The sequence below is a fragment of the Pseudovibrio sp. Tun.PSC04-5.I4 genome (genome assembly GCF_900104145.1).
Taxonomy (GTDB): domain Bacteria; phylum Pseudomonadota; class Alphaproteobacteria; order Rhizobiales; family Stappiaceae; genus Pseudovibrio.
In genome coordinates this window covers 742,261-760,086 of sequence record NZ_FNLB01000006.1, presented here as the reverse complement: position 1 = coordinate 760,086, position 17,826 = coordinate 742,261, and the positions used below count along the sequence as shown (strand labels likewise).

Genomic DNA, 17,826 nt, shown 5'->3' with positions numbered 1-17,826 from the left:
TAAGCCAGAGAGGTTCCTATAGGTTTTATTTCGCCAATTCGGCGAGCACACGAGCCCAGGAGCGTATGCCTTTGTGAAAGCTCGTTAACTCATACTTTTCGTTTGGTGAGTGGATTTGATCCTCATCCAAACCAAAGCCGATCAGCAGGCTATCCATATTCAGTGTGCGCTTAAAGCAACCAACGATAGGAATTGAACCACCACATCCGATCAATGCTGCTGGTTTGCCCCACTCTGCTGTCAGAGCTTCACGACCTTTAGCCAGTGCAGGTGCATCAAAGTCCATGCGCAGAGCGCCGTCTCCACCATGCGGATGCAGTACCAATTCAAAGTCGTCTGGGGTTTTGGATTTCAGATACGTATGAAACGCGTCTCTGATTTTTTCAGGATCCTGATCGCCAACCAAACGGAAGGAAACTTTGGCATGTGCTTCTGCTGGAATGACAGTTTTGAAGCCCGCGCCAGTATACCCACCCCACATGCCATTTACTTCGCAGGTTGGGCGTGCCCAGATTTGCTCCAGACCAGAGCGATCGTTTTCGCCGCCCAGTTCCTTCAAGCCAATGCCACCGAGGAATTCCTCGGTCGAGAAGCCCATGTTCTCCCACATTTTCTTGACATCTTCTGGGAGTTCAAGAACGCCATCATAGAAATCTGGAAGGGTAATGCGCCCATTCTCATCCCGCAGACCTGCAATCATATCGGAGAGCACATGAAGCGGGTTACGAGCAGCACCGCCGTACATACCGGAATGCAGATCTTTATCCGGGCCTTTTAGAGTGATTTCTTCACCGACAAGACCACGCAGCATGACGGAAATTGCCGGGGTATCTTTATCCCACATCTGAGTATCACACACCAAAGCCAGATCTTTGGACAGCTCATCTTTATTCGCATCAAGGAATGGTTGCAGGGACGGAGATCCGCTTTCCTCTTCACCTTCCAGAAGCACGGAAATATTAATTGGAATATCGCCGGTTTCTTCGATCCATGCACGAACAGCCTCGACGAATGTCATCATCTGACCTTTGTCGTCGTTTGCACCGCGTGCCACGATCATCTTAGAACCGTCTTCGCGGGTGACCATGGTTGGTTCAAATGGGTCTGCGTTCCATAATTCCAAGGGATCCACTGGCTGAACATCATAGTGTCCATAGAACAGAATGTGGGGGCCGGGTTTTCCATCAGCAACGCGGTGGCCGACAACCATAGGGTGGCCGGTGGTGTCGCGCACTTCAGATGGAATACCAATTGATGTTAGTTCGCGCGCCATCCATTCGGCAGCTTCGCGGCAATCACCTTTGTATTCAGGATCGGTGGAGATGCTTTTGATGCGCAGAAGATTAAACAATCTATCCAGGCTCGCATCCAAGTTTTGATCAATGCGACCAAGGACTTTGTCCACATTCGACATCACAAATTCCTTTGTAGTTCAGGTAAATTTTTCACCTGCAATATGGGAAGCACGCAGGCTGCTGCGCAAATATGAGATTCATAAAAGCTCTATCATAAACTTTGCAAGCAAGGCTATGAGTTTGCCTCTGAAACCACCTGTAAACCTGAGATAAAGGAATGTGATAAGCAGTTAAACTCTTTTAATCTGCATAGAAGATACTCACATTAACAGCAGGACGCCCATAAATGTCCGATAGTTTGTGACGTTTTTGAATGAAGCAGGTTTAGACAAGTCCCTTATGACCAATGGAAAGCATTGCCACATAAAGTCATGTCTATGCTGTTGTTTTATCATAATAACCCGTTGATCGTTGCACTCGATCCAATAGGGGACTGGAGATCACTATGCACACACTTGTCGATCGTATTACTGAAAAGACCGGGCTGGAACCATCCAAGGTGGAACCTGCTGTCGGCGTCATCCTCAATTTCATTGCAAAAAACAGTACTAAAGAAGAACTAGAAGCACTTTTAGCAGCATTCCCTGCTGCAGAAGGGTTTCTCGCTATCGATGAAGCAACTGAGAACAAGGGACTATTTGGCGGCCTTGCAAGCAAAATGAATGCGAGTGTAGGTGTGCTAGCTGCATTGAATGAGATGACAAATTTGGGCTTAAGTGTTCAGGAAATTCAAGATGTCGCGAAAGAGACCGTAGGTTATACGCGCGAGAGAGTTGGGCCTGAGATGGCCGACGAAATTATCGCCCGTGTTCCCGGACTGGCGGAAATAACATAGCCTCTTTCCAAATCTCTCTGCCAAACAAAGCAGGCCTCCCGAAATGGAGACCTGCTTTAATGCCGGTAGTCAGAACTGAACAGGATCAAATTTTGATCTGACCGTAACGAAGTGCCTCAACCACTGTATGGGTCTTGTTGGAAGCATTCAGTTTTGCACTCGCGTTTTGTAGGTGTGCATGCACAGTTCTCTGTGAGATTTCGAGCAACTCTGCAATTTCATGGGCCGTTTTACCCAGTGAAGTCAGCTCAAGAACGCGGCGTTCACGGGCAGAAAGGTCACCCGGTCTTTGATCGGAGATGACTCCAAGCTCAAAAAGCCTTCTGAAAGCCGCTGAACACACGATCTCAAGCGATGCCAGATCGTAAGGCTCAGGTGTGATTTGATGACCAGCTCCAACAACCATAGCCTGGAATGGATGAAGCGCATCAACGGGAATAACCATGACCCGCGCGCCCTCTCCTATTGCTGCAAACAACTCGGAGCTTGAAGGATCGGAACTGGAAACGGGCCAAACCACCGGCCGATTACCGGAGAGCCCTAGCATCAATGCACTGTCGCCCGCGCTTAAAGTGGTCCGCTCAACACCACCATTGCGCTCATCTGGCCAACGGAACCGATGAACCAAGCTGTCGATGGTTCTGTTCGGCATAGGAAGCCCTGTAATCAGGATATGAGAAGCTCCCAACCGTCGTAAATAAGATTCCACAATATCAAGCACGGGTTTTGCAGCCCTTGCATCTGATATCGCTTTTACCTTTGCTTCGATATCTGAAGTATCGTTCATTTGCCCTGCCTTCCCGGTTCGACCCAGCGTTACGCTCGCTCTTGCGTTGCTGAATTGAAGACGCACTTGCCCACATGACATACCGAGGTATGCCAACGAATATTCGCAAACTCATTGTTTGCGCAGGTAAATTTGGAAAATCTCAGACGACGACAGAAAATCAGACTAGAACTCGTTACTAATTGCTGCTTGGCCGGTCCGGTCAATTTGCAATGAATGAGCTGTATCGCTCAGGCTCTTTTCCTGACGTATTTGTAGGAGCAGTTACGACTGAATTTCTGCCGATAGCCTACAAATTGTGTCAATCTTCTGGTATTGTCGCTATCTCAATGCAGACATCATCCTACTCTGATGGTCCACCTTGCAATCCCGACAGTCCTATTTCAGGGAGGGATACCACTTTACCTCCTAGTATTCAGAGAGTGCTCTGAATGTAATTCTCACTGTTGCCCCATAAAACTCACTACTCCAACAGATTTGACTGAGAGCTTTTCTGCGTTCTGTCCCATATTTTTCTCGAAATAATACGGGACTATTGTCCAGCTCTCAGCAATAGTAACAGCGTTACATGCCCTAGGGTCAATTGCGACAAGTTTAGGATAAATTGGACTAATGCGAAAACTATCTAGTCTTTGTAGCATTGATAGTTTTTCAACTTGTACGGTATTCTCTTTGGTTGTTTTCCAATCTTGTCCAAACGCATAGCTTGAAACTACTGCAAGTTCCTTCGTATAAAGTGACTGGAAGGACACGGGATGAATATGCAAAACATTGATTTTCCAAGTGATTTTCTAGACGCTTCGAAAAGCGACTGGGAAGCATCCGCACTCCGCGCTCTCAAAGGCGCGACGCTTGATGCACTAAATACATCAGTTGCTGGTGGTCTTGAGATTAAGCCAATCTACCAAGGTCACATGGACAGTGCTCCACTGCAATTGAGGGAGGCTTCTCGCCCATGGAAGATCATTCAACGTAGTGATCATCCCGATATTCCTGAGGCAAACACGCAAATACTCGAAGATCTTGAGGGTGGAGCCGACGGTATCGAGCTTGTTCTTCCCTCCTCTTCCCGGGCGTTTGGTGCTGGTCTTAGCGTGCAACGGTTGAACGACCTCCTCAAATTATTGGAGGGTGTTGAGCCTGACCTCATCAATTTCCGCCTTGAGTGCGGATATGAGGGCAGTGCAGCTCTTGCTCTTCTCGTTGAGGCCTGTAAGCAAAAAGGGGTTAGTCCAGAGAGGCTAACCGTTGATGGTGTTTCTGACCCGCTTAGCCTGTTTGCCCGTGCAGGCCGTGTGAATAATTGTTTTACGCGTCTTGAACTGAGAGCGCAGGACCTCTTTGGATATGCACACAAGAACCGTATTCAAGGCACGCTCCTTCGTGGAGATGGCCGCTGCTATCACGATGCTGGCGCAAACAGCGTGCAGGAGCTCGGTCTTGCTCTTTCAAGCTTACTTTACTACCTGCGTACATTTGAGAATGGTGCTGTTTCTCCCGACTATCTGACAGGCAGTGTGTCTGCATCCTTAAGTGCCAGTGCAGATCAATTTGGCACAATCATCAAGGCACGCGCTATGCGGCAGTTGTGGGCGCGTCTTCTTGATGTCTCGGACCTGCCTTTCCAGCCACTCAAAATCCATATGGAGACAAGCTGGCGGATGATGACCCAGCGTGATCCTTGGGTGAATATGCTGAGAACAACCGTAGCTGCATTCGCTGCAGGCATTGGTGGAGCTGACAGTGTCAATGTTCTTCCGTTCACGTTGCCGCTTGGCTTACCTAATGCATTTGCGCGGCGTATTGCCAGAAACACCCAACTCATCCTCATGGAAGAAAGCAATCTTGCTCAAGTGAGTGACCCTGCTGCTGGCAGCGGTCTGATTGAAGAACGCACAGAAGAGCTGGCAAAAGCGGCCTGGGATTACTTCCAGCAGATTGAGAAAGAAGGCGGCATCCTTCAAGCTCTCTGTTCTGGTGTCATCCATAAGGATGTCCATGCCGCTCGGCAGCACGAAGACCAACTCGTCGCCACTGGCCGCCATCCAATCACGGGAACAAGTGCCTTTCCGAACCTTGGTGAAGCTGATGTTGAGGTCTTGCACGTCGAGGTTGATGATATTGGTGAAAGTGCCTCTCGTCGGGATTTGCCAGATCCGACACCAGATGGTCAGTTGATCGAAACCATCGCCCAAGCCTTTGTGGATGGTGCGGGTCTCGTCGACATTCAGGCGAGTCGGCCTCAGGTCGGTGTTAATGATTGCCCTCCGTTAGAATTGGTTCGCCTTGCAACTCCATTTGAGTTGCTCAGAGATAAAGCTGATGATCACACTGAAACACAGGGCAATCCGCCAAAAGTCTTTTTGGCAACTCTCGGCCCTGTAACCCAGCATACTGCGCGTGCTACATTCGCGAGTAACTTTTATGCCACTGGCGGCTTTATCAACGCTGGCGACAAACACTTTGATAGCATTGACGCTATGATGGCGTGTTTCCGCATTAGTGAAGCTAAGATTGCCTGTATATGCTCCTCCGACAAAGTTTACGAAGAGCAAGCTCTTGATGTTCTGAAAGGCCTTAAGGCTGTTGGCGCCCTGCGGGTTACAATCGCCGGACGCCCGAAAGATCTTCTAGAGGAACTGACTGAGAATGGCCTTGATGCTGCTCTATGCCAAGGCTGCGATATTCTTGCTGAACTCAAAAATTGTTTTGAGGTTATCGGCGTCTCACTTGCTGATGAAGTGGAGGCAATTTGATGAGCTTGTTTCCTGATTATACCAAGATTGATTACAAGGACTGTGCTGCTTTTGCTGCAACTGACGCGCAACCGGTTTGGAAGACACCAGAGGATATTGCTGTAAAACCAGCGTATGGTCCTCAGGATATAGAAGGGCTGACCCATCTGAAAACATGGCCGGGAATGCCGCCGTATATGCGCGGTCCCTATCCAACCATGTATGTTCAACAGCCCTGGACTGTTCGGCAGTATGCTGGGTTCTCAACAGCTGAGGATTCCAACGCATTTTATCGGCGTAATCTAGCGGGCGGCCAGAAAGGTCTCTCCATTGCCTTCGATCTGGCGACACACCGCGGGTATGACAGTGACCATCCCCGTGTTGCTGGTGACGTTGGCATGGCTGGCGTGGCGATTGACTCCATCTACGATATGCGCACGCTGTTCTCCGGCATTCCACTGGATAAGATGAGCGTTTCCATGACTATGAACGGTGCGGTTCTGCCCGTTATGGCGCTTTATATTGTGGCTGCTGAAGAGCAAGGTGTTCCCTCCGAAAAGCTCTCGGGGACTATTCAGAACGACATTTTAAAAGAGTTCATGGTTCGCAACACCTATATTTATCCGCCAGCTCCTTCCATGCGCATCATCTCTGACATTTTTGCATATACCTCCCAGCATATGCCGAAATTCAACTCTATTTCCATCTCCGGCTATCATATGCAGGAAGCGGGTGCGACGGCAGACCTGGAACTGGCTTTCACCATTGCTGACGGCATCGAGTATGCCCGAGCTGGTGTTGCTGCTGGAATGGATATTGATTCATTTGCGCCTCGTCTGTCCTTCTTTTGGGCGATTGGCATGAACTTCTTTATGGAAGTTGCCAAGTTGCGCGCTGCCCGGTTGATCTGGGCAAAGTTGATGCAGGAAAACTTCCAACCGAAGAATGCAAAGAGCTTGTCCCTGCGGACACACTCACAGACCTCTGGTTGGTCTTTGACCGCACAGGATGTGTTCAACAACGTTGTTCGCACCACTGTTGAGGCTATGGCGGCCACACAGGGGCATACGCAGTCACTGCATACCAATGCGCTGGATGAGGCTCTTGCTCTCCCGACAGACTTCTCAGCTCGCATTGCAAGGAACACGCAGTTGTTCCTGCAACAGGAAACTGGAACCACACAGACCATCGATCCGTGGGGCGGGTCTTACTATGTGGAACGCTTGACGGCTGATCTCGCTCAAAAAGCTCTTGCTCATATTGAAGAAATCGAAAGCCTTGGCGGTATGGCGAAGGCGATTGAGAAGGGTATTCCCAAACTCCGCATTGAAGAGGCTGCTGCCAAAACGCAGGCTCGCATCGACAGCGGGACCCAAAGCGTTATTGGCGTGAACAAATTTCGCCCTGATCGCGAAGAAGAGCTTGAGGTTTTGAAAGTCAACAATGCTGACGTTCGAGCCAAACAAATTGAGAAGCTTGAGCGCTTGCGTGAGGAGCGCATTGAGGCAGATACTCAGGCAGCGTTGAAAGCATTGGAAGACGCGGCGCGCTCTGGTGACGGCAATTTGCTTGATCTTTGTGTCAAGGCAGCTCGTGCAAAAGCCTCTGTTGGCGAAATGTCTCTGGCGATGGAAAACGCTTTTGGTCGCCATAAAGCAGAGATAAAATCCATTGCTGGCGTTTACAAACGCGAGGTTGGTGCAATGTCTGAAAACATTTCCAGAATCGAGAACCTTGTCGAGGCCTTTGAAGAGGATGAGGGTCGCCGCCCACGCATTCTCGTTGCTAAGATGGGACAGGATGGACATGACCGCGGTCAGAAGGTGATTGCCTCTGCTTTTGCGGATTTGGGCTTTGACGTTGATATCGGGCCATTGTTTGCAACTCCAGAAGAGGCAGCTCGTCAGGCGGTTGAAAACGATGTTCATATCGTCGGTGTCTCCTCTCTTGCAGCCGGGCATCTCACTCTCGTCCCGGCGCTGAAGACGGCTCTGGCGGATGAGGGACGTGAAGACATTATGATTGTGGTTGGCGGAGTTGTGCCACCGCACGATTACGATGCACTTTATGCCTCCGGCGCCTCAGCGATCTTCCCTCCGGGAACGGTTATTTCAGAGGCAGCTGAAGGGCTGATCCACGAGCTCAACCAAAAGCTTGGATACGGACCACAAAAGGCTGCTGAGTGATCAATACTTAGGCCGATCCCCAGTTGCATCCTACTGGAGTAGCTGGGGAACATTCCTGCATTCTACGTATGATTGCAGTTTATATTGATGTATGTCCAGAACTGTATTCTTCAATTCTGGTGACTTTTCGATGATGAAAAAAACTAACAAAAGCAAAAGTCATCTGTTTGATGTTTTTGTGCTTATTTTGTCAGTTTATGTTCTAACAGCTCTTTTAATTCAAGAGAGCATGGCGCTGGATTCTGAAACAGTACTTTTATTAGTGTACGCCGACACCCTCGTATGCGGCATATTCCTGATCGACTTTTTCGTTCGTCTCATGAAATCAGAAAGCAAGGCTGAGTTCATGAAGTGGGGTTGGATAGACCTCATCTCCAGTATTCCGCTCATTGGTCCGTTTCGCTATGGACGCATCATCCGGCTCATTAGAATTTTCAGAGCTTTGCGGGCATCACGCACGATCGCAAGAAGCCTCTTTAATAGTCAGACAAACAGTATGCTCACGCTGGTTTTCATTAGCTCTATCCTTATGATCATCCTCGCAGCGATTGCGATACTGCAGGCCGAAAAAGGCGTAGGCGGAGCAAATATTCTCAATTTAAAAGACGCTATCTGGTGGTCATTTGTTACAATCACGACCGTCGGTTATGGAGATTTTTATCCGGTCTCTTTTGAAGGGCGTATTATAGCTTCTTTTGTGATGACGATAGGAGTTGGTCTTTTCGCCTCGCTTACAGGTGCCATTGTTGCAAATTTCTTTCTAAAGGGTGACGAAGCTCATGACCCTCGTGAATTTACACTCCTGCTTGAGAAAATCGACGGCCTGCACGCTGAAATCATAGAGCTAAAACACGAAATACAGCTTCAAAAAGATTCCATTGATAGTTAAACAACCCCCATAAGGCTTCCCACATGCTCTGGAATTTGCCAGATAACTCCTTACATCAATCTCAGCGTCTATGAGTTTCATAGGCTCGGGCTGTTCGATTAAAGCTTATTGCTTTTCGGGAAGATGCATTAGAGGATTACATATGCTTACGACGACAACGAACACCATTCAGGGCAAAGAGATTACCGATTACAAAGGTATTGTTCATGGTGAGGCAATTCTGGGCGCGAACATCTTTAAAGACCTGTTTGCCGGTATTCGCGATATTGTTGGTGGTCGCTCGGGTGCCTATGAGCAAGAGTTGCAGAAAGCCCGTAAAATTGCCCTTCATGAGATGACCGAGGAAGCTGAGCGTTTGGGAGCTAATGCTGTGGTTGGCATCGACATTGATTATGAAACCGTTGGCGGCAAGGGCTCCATGTTGATGGTGACGGCGACTGGTACGGCAGTTTCCTATCGCTAAGAGATTGAAGGGGCAGTCTCTGCCCCACAACTTCTCCAAGTCGCTGACTTGCAAAGGAGCGCTATCTGTTCAAGGTTGGCAGGAGAGATTCTTCTTAGTGGACTGACCTTAATGAGCGCACCCCTCGTTTCCCCTCGATACAACATTGACACTCTTGCTGAGCAATTGCTGAATGGGCACCGTGCTGCGCTTGCTCGCGGGATTACGCTTGTTGAATCCAAAAAGGGCGAGCACCGCGAATACGCTGAAGCGCTCCTGACCAAGGTGATGGATGCGACAGGCAAGGCCTATCGCATTGGCATTACCGGTGTTCCCGGTGTTGGAAAATCCACGACTATCGATACCTTTGGCTCCAACCTGACAGCTGCCGGACACAAGGTTGCTGTTCTGGCTGTTGATCCCTCTTCCACCCGTACTGGCGGCTCTATTCTGGGTGACAAGACCCGCATGGCACAGCTGGCTGTTGACCGGAATGCCTATATCCGCCCTTCCCCCACGGCTGGCACATTGGGCGGGGTTGCCGCTAAAACCCGAGAAAGTATGCTGCTGTGCGAAGCGGCCGGGTTTGATGTGATCCTTGTTGAGACTGTTGGCATTGGCCAATCGGAAACAACGGTTGCGCAGATGGTTGATTTTTTCCTCGCCCTGATGCTTCCCGGTGCGGGTGATGAATTGCAGGGTATCAAGAAAGGCGTTCTGGAAATTGCTGACCTCATCGCCGTCAATAAAGCTGAAGGGGATGGGCTTACTCGCGCGCGCCTTGCCGCGTCGCAATATAGGACCGCGCTGCACATTTTAACACCTCGTTCCAAACATTGGTCTCCGCCTGTTGTTACCATTTCCGGTTTGGCCAATGTAGGTCTTGATGATCTCTGGAGCCAACTCAACATCTTCAAGGAACGGATGCAGGCTAACGGAGACTGGGATAAAAAACGCGCTGAGCAGCAGCTTTCGTGGATGTGGGGCCTGCTCAATGAGAAGCTTCAGACAGCTTTGAAAGCAAACCCAGAGATTAAATCTGCACTGCCGGATGTTGAAGCCGCCGTTAAATCAGGCAGACTGCCCGCAACTGCAGCAGCCAGTAAGCTCGCCAGTCTCTTCGGTATATAAGGGGCTTAAAGATCGCTCGGGGATACTATGACATCAGAACATGAAACTCTTTCCAGACGGGCTGTATTGGGTGCAGGTGTTGTTGCCGGTGCGGGCTCTCTCATAGCCTCTAAGCAGGCACATGCGTCCCCTTCTCAGCGTCCGGTCGTGAGGGAGTTTCCTGCGCCTTTATCTCCGCGTGACATAACAGCTGAGCTTCAAGCTGCGATGAACAACGCTGCTGCGAGTGGGACTATTCTTCAGCTTGGCGCTGGCGAGTACTTTTGCTCTGGCCTCAAGTGCCCCAGCAATTTGACGGTTCAAGGCGTTCGCGGGCATACACGCCTTATTCTTTCAGGCAACAAGCAGCTGATCACTGCCCATAACGCTCATACAATACGCCTCCAAGATCTGACGCTTGATGGTGCCCAGTCCAAACTCTCAGAGGATACTTCCGGGTTAGTCCAGTTCTCACAATGTAAAGAGCTTGAGGTGATCTCCTGCGCAATTACCGGCAGCTCCAAGTCTGGTCTCGTGCTGGAACAGTGCTCGGGGTCCATCTCAGGAAATCAGATCAACACGATCAGTGAGGCCGCGATCCTCAGCTACAATGCTACAGGGCTCAGCATTGAGGGGAACAACATCCATGATTGCGGTGACGGGGGTATACTCGTCTACCGCTGGTCTGACGGGCACGATGGCACGATCATTTCCAATAACCGTATTGCAAACATAGCAGCCAAGAGCGGTGGTACTGGCCAAAACGGAAATGGCATCAATGTGTTTCGTGCGGGTGATATCACCATCTCCAACAACAAAGTCAGCGATTGCGCGTTTTCTGCCATACGGGCCAATGCAGCGTCTAATGTTCAGATATTGGGCAACTCCTGCCAGCGGTCCGGCGAAGTTGCGCTGTTTGTCGAGTTTGGCTTTCAAGGGGCCATTGTCAGCAATAATCTGATTGAGACCGCAGCCAATGGCATCTCCATTACCAATTTCCGCGAGGGTGGACGCCTCGCTGTGTGCTCAAACAATGTGCTTCGCGATATTACTGGCACCGGTCCTTATGCTGTAGATAATCCAACTTTTGGCGTGGCGATTGGTGTTGAAGCGGATACGAGCGTAACCGGTAATGTGATCGAAGATGCTCGCGTAACTGGCATCAACCTTGGATGGGGGCCGTATATGCGGAACCTGATTGCCTGCCAGAACACGATCCGAAATGCGCCGATTGGAATTGCCGTCAGCTTTGCAGCCAAAGAGCAATCAGCTCTGATCTCTCAAAATATGCTGGCAAACTGCAACGTGAATATCGCGGGTTATGCTTGGGATGAGCAAGTAAGTGGCGATTTGGCCCTTTTGGCGGATAGCTTGCCTGAAACGATTGTTGTCTCCAACAATCTGGTAAGCTCTCGTTAGAGGCAACAAGGCAGGAGAGGTTCCCCTGCCTTATCAGAGATTTTATAGCGCTTTCAGATGGCGTTTGATGTCTTCTACCGGACGGACTTCTCCAACGAGAATATCGCGAAGATTTTTGAGTTGCTGGTGCTCCCATGTATGCAGGCCTTTTTCTTCCTCATCGGAAAGAACCAGCAAGGATCTGATAACAGAGGCCATCATCACTTCAGCGCCGCGTACCGCCCCATCATCACACTTCAACGTCACGCCGAAGCCAAGCTCTGGCAGTGCTGCGCAGAACACGCCTTCTGCACCGGTCTTTACAAACACACGGCCTTTGAAAATGTCCATGATCTCCGTACAGAACCGGTTTTTACCGGCCACCATGTAGGGCTCGTTTACACATGCCTCATACAAGGTTTCGGCCGCATTAGCGCGCACTGGATCAAGGCCAACGCCTGTTGCAAAGCGAGCAAATGCCAGAGCGGTTTTCTGCTGCTCCATGGCATAGGTTGGAATGGAACACCCATCCGTTCCGCAGGTGTCGCGGCCAATGATGCCGCCGCTCATTTGCTCAAGAACATTGCGTACTTCCTGCTGCACCGGGTGGTCATAATCTGTGTAATTCTGAGTTGGAACACCAAGAACCTTGGCCATACCAAGGAAGCCAGCATGTTTACCGGAACAGTTGTTATGCAACGCACATGGGCTCTCGTCAGATTTAATGAGCTTTTCGCTGTCGTCCATGTGCTTTGGCCATTGGGTGCCGCACATCAGGTCGTCCTCCGTCAAACCTGCCTTGAAAAGCATGACGCGTGCAGAACTAGCATGGACATGCTCGCCATTATGGGAAGCACACGCAAGAGCCAGTTCCGCATCTTCAAACGCAAGCGCTTCTGCTGCGCCAGATTCCACCATTGGAATGGCCTGAAGGGCCTTAATCGCGGAGCGAGCAAAGATACCCTGCTCAACATCACCCGCGCTGTAGGCCAGCTTGCCATCGGCATCAACGATCGCGATTGACCCACGATGGCGGCTCTCGACAACATTGCCGCGTGTTACTTCAACGAGTACAGGATTATCCATCAGTTTTCACTTCCAAAGGCTGGATTAGCAATCAAAGGTTCTGGCTGTTCCCTCTTCAGGAAATTGCCATTTCGCCCATCCACTTTCGGAGGCGCCCCAGTGCTTCTTCCAATACACTGTTCTTTTTGCAAAAACAAAACCGAAGAAACGTGCGTGGACCCTCTGTCCCGTAAAATGCAGATATCGGCACGGCTGCAACACCGGCTTCTTCCACCAGTTTCTGGCAGAACTCCACATCATCACAATCAAAACCCAACGGAGAAAAATCGCAGGTGACGAAGTATGTTCCTTCACAGGGCAGCACATCGAAACCCATGTCTTGCAGTGGTTTTGAGATCAATTCGCGTTTTGCTTTCAACTCGCTTTCAAGGGAGGCGTAGTAGTTATCTTCTTTGTTCAAGCCATATGCGACTGCTTTTTGCAGGTTTGGCGGTGTTGTAAATGTGATGAATTGGTGGGCCTTCGCAATCGGTTCCAACAGGTTTGGTGCAGCTGTAATGTAGCCCACCTTCCAGCCCGTCAGCGAAAAGGTTTTGCCCGCAGATCCAATACGAATACACCGATCCCGCATGCCCGGGAAAGTCATCAATGGGGTGTGTTTTTCATCGGAAAAGACGATGTGTTCATACACCTCATCACAAATGGCGTAGCAGTCATGTTCAATGCAAAGGTCTGCGATGAGTTGCAGCTCTGCCTTGCTAAACACCTTTGCACTGGGGTTCATCGGGTTGTTGAGCAGGATCGCTTTGGTCTTGCTGGTGAATGCTTTGCGGAGCTCTTCCTCCGGCAGTTTCCATTCTGGTGGTCGCACCTGAACGAAGACCGGCGTTGCGCCTGCCCGCTTTACCAGTGACAGATAACAATCGTAGAGCGGTTCAATGAGGATCACCTCATCCCCCGGTTCCACCAGCGCAAATATGGAATCCGCCAAGGCTTCCGTGGCGCCCGAGGTGACCATCACCTCAGTCTGCCAATTAACATCCAGATCATAGAAGCGCTTGTTGTTGTCTGCCACGGCTTGGCGGAGCGTCGGCACACCGAGCATAGGCGGGTACTGGTTCGGGCCTTCCATCAGGGCATCAGCTGCGACCTGACGAATATCTTGCGGACCGTCAACATCTGGAAACCCTTGCCCCAGATTGATGGCCTTATGTTCCATCGCCAGACGTGACATTCGCTCAAACACCGTTGTTTCCAACCCGCTAAATATGGAATTTGTCGGTTTCATCTGGGCTCTCCCTCGCCTGCGGCGCTCTTTTGCGTCCCGACAAGCTAACGATTTGCTTTGCGCCTGCAAAGCCTGCATTGGGAGGATATTTCACGTATTTCCACATGGAATGACGGCGGTGCGGTCAATGCGTGCTTGTGTGGTTTTTGTTTGGGAGCTGCAAGCACTGAGACCACCGCAGGGCAAGCCGTGCAGTGTGGAGCGATGAACCCGATAAACGAGTGTGGCAAGGCGTGCAGGTGTTGCCTGCGCAATGTTTATTATGTGAGTCTTCGGCAGCAGCTGTCACGCCTTGCCCGGGCTTTTGGTATGAAGCACTCGACCTTATCCTGTAAGACGCGACCGACAAGTCCTCTTGCCGAGGCAAATCTCCTTGTCATGACAGCTAACCGCTAAGAGAGGTTAACTTTCACCACTAGACGCCAAACAGGTTGGTCCCCACCCCTCAGGCCATGCAGTCTCACCTAAGGTTTGCTTCACAGGACCAGCTGAAAAGATACGTTACCTCTTATCAGTAGCCCCACCCGGCCCACGACTCGCAACTGACGGCCCGCCACGGCCCGTGTTCGTGGGCACAGGATTTAGATTAGCGGAGGTTTTGGTAAGGGGGATAAGGTTTTGTTAGGATCGCTTAGATGGCGGCGGCTTGGGCTCTTTCGCGACCGAAGGGATTGCACTCTTGGCTCTAGGTCCCGGCTCGGGGGCCGGGATGACAGCGGAGGGTTGGTTGATGCGGTAGTTTGGTTGACACTGAGAGAATAACAAAACTATGTCATCCTCTTCAGCGTCTTCCCGCACTTGATGCGGGATCCAGAGGCAGGAGTTCAATCCTCCACGAATACATGGCGCACTCCCTCTCCTCAAACGCATAGCTATTATACGTTGATGGGATAGCCTTTTTGTCGATAGTCACGTATAAGCGCCGCAAAAGGGAGACTTAGACCGCTCATTTTTCAGCGGTGTCCTAGCTTAATCGCTCTTGTCCTTAACCAGAAAACGACTTGTTTTCACACGGGCTTCACAGTGCGTGCCTAGGATTTGCCCCGTATTCAAAAAAGTACCCATAACCCCATTGGAGGTGCTACTTGCATTCGTCCACGAAGGCGCCCGCGCCCGAAAACTCTGGCTTTACAGCCAATATTATTAAAGTTGAGATACTCTCTGGCCTCACAGTTGCTCTTGCGTTGGTTCCAGAAGCTGTCGCTTTTGCATTTGTTGCTCAGGTAGAACCGCTCGTTGGTTTGTACGCAGCCTTTATCGTCGGCATTATCACCGCGGTTTTCGGTGGTCGTCCGGGCATGATTTCTGGCGCGACCGGTGCGCTTGCCGTTGTTATGGTGTCTCTTGTTGTCACATACGGTGTGGAATATCTTTTTGCCACTGTTGTGCTGATGGGTATTCTTCAGCTCATCTTCGGGGTTTTACGCTGGGGTAAGTTCATCCGCATGGTTCCTCATCCAGTGATGCTTGGGTTTGTAAACGGTCTTGCGATCGTGATCTTCCTTGCGCAGATGGGTCAGTTCCAAAGCGTTGATGCTGCAACCGGCGTTACCAGCTGGCTGGCTGGCATGGACATGATGCTGATGCTGGGTCTTGTTGCGCTCACCATGGTTGTGATCTGGTACCTGCCAAAGCTGACCAACGCAATTCCTGCTCCGCTGGCAGCTATTGTTCTTGTTTCTGTGATCGTGATTGGCCTTGGTCTTAACGTTCAAACTGTTGGTGATCTGGCTCCTATCGCAGGCGGTTTGCCAGAGTTTCATATCCCGATGGTTCCGTTGACCTTTGAAACTTTCATGATCATCCTGCCGTACTCTGTCATTCTTGCAGCTATTGGCCTCATCGAGAGCCTTTTGACGCTCAACCTTGTTTCTGAAATGACAGATACACGCGGCGGCGCTTCTAAAGAGTGTCTTGCTCAGGGCGCTGCAAACGTTGTGACTGGCTTCTTTGGCGGCATGGGCGGTTGTGCAATGATTGGTCAGTCTATGATCAACGTGAAATCAGGTGGCCGAACACGCCTTGCAGCGATTGCTGCATCGTTGTTCTTGCTGAGCTTTATCCTGTTTGCGTCCTCATTGATTGAGCAGATCCCACTGGCAGCGCTGGTTGGTGTGATGTTCATGGTTGTTATTGGCACCTTTGCTTGGAACACCTTCAAGATCTTACACAAAATCCCACGTATCGATGCAATCGTGATTGCATTGGTGACTGGCGTGACTGTGTATTCTGACCTTGCTATCGCTGTTGTGGTTGGTGTGATTGTCTCCGCACTTGCCTACGCATGGAATGCGTCCAAGCGCATTGATGCGCACAAAACAGTCAACTCTGAGGGCCAGAAGATTTACAAGCTGGAAGGCCCGTTGTTCTTCGGTTCTGCCGCTGGTTTTCAGGAGATCTTTGATCCGCAGTCTGATCCAGATGACGTGATTGTTGATTTCATCAATTCGCGCGTGGTGGATCACTCCGGTCTGCAAGCCATTGATGCGCTTGCAACACGGTATGAGCAGGTTGGTAAAACCCTTCATCTGCGTCACCTGTCTCCAGATTGTAAAGACTTGCTGCACAAAGCTGGCGGCATGGTTGAAGTCGCTGTCATGGAAGATCCGCACTACGGTATTGCTGTTGACTATGATGCTGAGATGCATACCGAAGTTAAACCGCATAACGCGTGATACGAATTGAGATATGAATAGAGAAGGCGGAGCCAACCAGCTCCGCCTTTTTTTGTTAGGTTCTGCTTAAGCTTGATGCTTAGCCGCGCTGGCCTTGTCCCTGACCCTGACCCTGACGCTGGCCATCACGGCCACCTTTGCGGTCTTTCTGGCCTTTGTGCCACTGCTTCTTCATCTTGTTAAAATCAGCTGATGTAATCACACCATCATTGTTCCGATCCATGCGATCCAGCATTTTTGCAGTTGGAGCGAAGAATTCTTCCTGTGTCACAGTCAGGCTGCCATCTGTATCAAGACGCTGGAATGAACGAACAAACATCGGCTGTTTGAATTGTGTCGCGATTTTCTGGAATGCCGCAAGATCAACCGGGCCATTTGCAAAGAGTTTATCTGCAAGTTTGGTCATCTCATCTTTTGAGATCTTGCCGTCACGATCCAGATCAATCTGAGCCCTCATTGCGCCCATCATCTCACCGCGCATGCCTTTACCGCCGTGCATGCCCTTGCCGAACATACCCTGTTCGCGAGGACCATCACCGCGCATGCCGTGGTGACCGTAACCGCCCTTGCCTTGTTTCCCATCGCGGGAGCCCTGCCCCCAGCTGCCCTTGCCGTCTTTCATTTTGGCACCGCGATCAGCCATCCGCTGTTTCATCTGGCCCATGCGTGCTGTCATGCGGTCTGTCTGATTGACAAACTCATCGCGGGTGACCTGACCGTTGCCATCAACGTCAAAGCGCTGGAACATACGGATGGAGCGGTCATTTCCGCGCTCGGTGGAGCGTGTTGCTGCGAATGCTTTCCATTCTTCGAGGCCAATATTGCCATTGCCAGCAGCGTCTGCTCTTTTGAAATCTGCGGTGCGGGCTGCGTCAATTTCTGCCTGTGTGACTGTGCCGTTTTTATCGGTGTCGAAATTGGAAAAGAACTGAGTGCCCATCTTGTCGCCAGAGCGTCCGCCTGCGCCAGGGGCTGCCATTACAGAAGGAGCCAGAGCTGTACCTGCAATCAAAACGGCCATAGTCCCTACAAAAATAGATTTCATCTTCAACATGTCTTATTCTCCGTAAATTCAAAACCCTTGCCAAGGGAGGAATGTG

General features: G+C 50.5%; 14 protein-coding genes. 8 read left to right on the top strand and 6 right to left on the bottom strand.

Going from position 1 to position 17,826, the window contains the following annotated elements; translation table 11 throughout:
- Positions 1-25: 25 nt before the first annotated feature.
- Positions 26-1,414: a dipeptidase gene (locus BLS62_RS08540; RefSeq protein ID WP_093179367.1), complete on the bottom strand. Its 1,389-nt coding sequence runs from the start codon at positions 1,412-1,414 to the stop codon at positions 26-28.
- A 386-nt stretch (positions 1,415-1,800) separates the two neighbouring features.
- Between BLS62_RS08540 and BLS62_RS08535 the strand changes: the two genes are divergently transcribed.
- Entirely contained in the window at positions 1,801-2,190 is a 390-nt protein-coding gene (locus tag BLS62_RS08535) for a hypothetical protein (RefSeq protein ID WP_208990754.1), read from the top strand.
- A gap of 85 nt (positions 2,191-2,275) precedes the next feature.
- Here BLS62_RS08535 and BLS62_RS32150 read toward each other — a convergent pair whose 3' ends face one another.
- Complete coding sequence (locus tag BLS62_RS32150) at positions 2,276-2,977, bottom strand: LuxR C-terminal-related transcriptional regulator (protein ID WP_093179365.1); 702 nt, start codon at positions 2,975-2,977, stop codon at positions 2,276-2,278.
- Positions 2,978-3,417: 440 nt separating this feature from the next.
- Positions 3,418-3,744 carry a hypothetical protein gene (locus tag BLS62_RS08525; protein WP_143521532.1) on the bottom strand — a complete coding sequence of 109 codons (327 nt, stop codon included), beginning with the start codon at positions 3,742-3,744 and terminating at the stop codon, positions 3,418-3,420.
- Here BLS62_RS08525 and BLS62_RS08520 point away from each other — a divergent pair.
- The 6 genes from BLS62_RS08520 to BLS62_RS08495 all read left to right on the top strand — a co-directional run bounded on the left by BLS62_RS08520 (position 3,739) and on the right by BLS62_RS08495 (position 11,758).
- Entirely contained in the window at positions 3,739-5,733 is a 1,995-nt protein-coding gene (locus BLS62_RS08520; protein ID WP_093188636.1) for a methylmalonyl-CoA mutase family protein, read from the top strand. The two genes, BLS62_RS08525 and BLS62_RS08520, sit on opposite strands and share 6 nt — an antisense overlap.
- Positions 5,733-7,898: a methylmalonyl-CoA mutase gene (gene scpA / locus BLS62_RS08515; protein WP_093179359.1), complete on the top strand. Its 2,166-nt coding sequence runs from the start codon at positions 5,733-5,735 to the stop codon at positions 7,896-7,898. The genes BLS62_RS08520 and scpA overlap by 1 nt, the downstream gene beginning before the upstream one ends.
- A gap of 130 nt (positions 7,899-8,028) precedes the next feature.
- Positions 8,029-8,787: an ion transporter gene (locus BLS62_RS08510; RefSeq protein WP_093188635.1), complete on the top strand. Its 759-nt coding sequence runs from the start codon at positions 8,029-8,031 to the stop codon at positions 8,785-8,787.
- 142 nt (positions 8,788-8,929) lie between these two features.
- Positions 8,930-9,250 carry a heavy metal-binding domain-containing protein gene (locus tag BLS62_RS08505; RefSeq protein ID WP_093179356.1) on the top strand — a complete coding sequence of 107 codons (321 nt, stop codon included), beginning with the start codon at positions 8,930-8,932 and terminating at the stop codon, positions 9,248-9,250.
- 111 nt (positions 9,251-9,361) lie between these two features.
- Positions 9,362-10,360: a methylmalonyl Co-A mutase-associated GTPase MeaB gene (gene meaB / locus BLS62_RS08500; protein WP_093179353.1), complete on the top strand. Its 999-nt coding sequence runs from the start codon at positions 9,362-9,364 to the stop codon at positions 10,358-10,360.
- Between the two features lie 27 nt (positions 10,361-10,387).
- Positions 10,388-11,758 (top strand): TIGR03808 family TAT-translocated repetitive protein, encoded by a 1,371-nt coding sequence (locus tag BLS62_RS08495; protein WP_093179351.1) that lies wholly within the window; start codon positions 10,388-10,390, stop codon positions 11,756-11,758.
- Positions 11,759-11,800: 42 nt separating this feature from the next.
- On the opposite strand, the gene BLS62_RS08490 is transcribed toward BLS62_RS08495, so the two are convergent.
- Both BLS62_RS08490 and BLS62_RS08485 read right to left on the bottom strand, forming a co-directional pair.
- Entirely contained in the window at positions 11,801-12,823 is a 1,023-nt protein-coding gene (locus BLS62_RS08490) for an asparaginase (protein ID WP_093179349.1), read from the bottom strand.
- 55 nt (positions 12,824-12,878) lie between these two features.
- Positions 12,879-14,051, bottom strand: coding sequence for an aminotransferase (locus BLS62_RS08485; protein WP_093179346.1), 1,173 nt, complete (start codon positions 14,049-14,051; stop codon positions 12,879-12,881).
- 1,085 nt (positions 14,052-15,136) lie between these two features.
- Here BLS62_RS08485 and BLS62_RS08480 point away from each other — a divergent pair.
- Positions 15,137-16,726, top strand: a complete 1,590-nt coding sequence (locus tag BLS62_RS08480) for a SulP family inorganic anion transporter (protein ID WP_093179343.1) — start codon at positions 15,137-15,139, stop codon at positions 16,724-16,726.
- Between the two features lie 79 nt (positions 16,727-16,805).
- Here the strand turns inward: BLS62_RS08480 and BLS62_RS08475 are convergent, their stop codons facing one another.
- Positions 16,806-17,780: an EF-hand domain-containing protein gene (locus BLS62_RS08475; RefSeq protein ID WP_093179340.1), complete on the bottom strand. Its 975-nt coding sequence runs from the start codon at positions 17,778-17,780 to the stop codon at positions 16,806-16,808.
- Between the last annotated feature and the right edge of the window lie 46 nt (positions 17,781-17,826).

What these genes read in the sequence shown, in the direction of transcription:
- BLS62_RS08540 (WP_093179367.1), bottom strand. Translation starts at nt 1,414, where the DNA reads ATGTCGAATGTGGACAAAGTCCTTGGTCGCATTGATCAAAACTTGGAT.
- meaB (WP_093179353.1), top strand. Translation starts at nt 9,362, where the DNA reads ATGAGCGCACCCCTCGTTTCCCCTCGATACAACATTGACACTCTTGCT.
- BLS62_RS08485 (WP_093179346.1), bottom strand. Translation starts at nt 14,051, where the DNA reads ATGAAACCGACAAATTCCATATTTAGCGGGTTGGAAACAACGGTGTTT.
- BLS62_RS08475 (WP_093179340.1), bottom strand. Translation starts at nt 17,780, where the DNA reads ATGTTGAAGATGAAATCTATTTTTGTAGGGACTATGGCCGTTTTGATT.
- scpA (WP_093179359.1), top strand. Translation starts at nt 5,733, where the DNA reads ATGAGCTTGTTTCCTGATTATACCAAGATTGATTACAAGGACTGTGCT.
- BLS62_RS08535 (WP_208990754.1), top strand. Translation starts at nt 1,801, where the DNA reads ATGCACACACTTGTCGATCGTATTACTGAAAAGACCGGGCTGGAACCA.
- BLS62_RS08490 (WP_093179349.1), bottom strand. Translation starts at nt 12,823, where the DNA reads ATGGATAATCCTGTACTCGTTGAAGTAACACGCGGCAATGTTGTCGAG.
- BLS62_RS08520 (WP_093188636.1), top strand. Translation starts at nt 3,739, where the DNA reads ATGCAAAACATTGATTTTCCAAGTGATTTTCTAGACGCTTCGAAAAGC.
- BLS62_RS08495 (WP_093179351.1), top strand. Translation starts at nt 10,388, where the DNA reads ATGACATCAGAACATGAAACTCTTTCCAGACGGGCTGTATTGGGTGCA.
- BLS62_RS08510 (WP_093188635.1), top strand. Translation starts at nt 8,029, where the DNA reads ATGATGAAAAAAACTAACAAAAGCAAAAGTCATCTGTTTGATGTTTTT.
- BLS62_RS08505 (WP_093179356.1), top strand. Translation starts at nt 8,930, where the DNA reads ATGCTTACGACGACAACGAACACCATTCAGGGCAAAGAGATTACCGAT.
- BLS62_RS32150 (WP_093179365.1), bottom strand. Translation starts at nt 2,977, where the DNA reads ATGAACGATACTTCAGATATCGAAGCAAAGGTAAAAGCGATATCAGAT.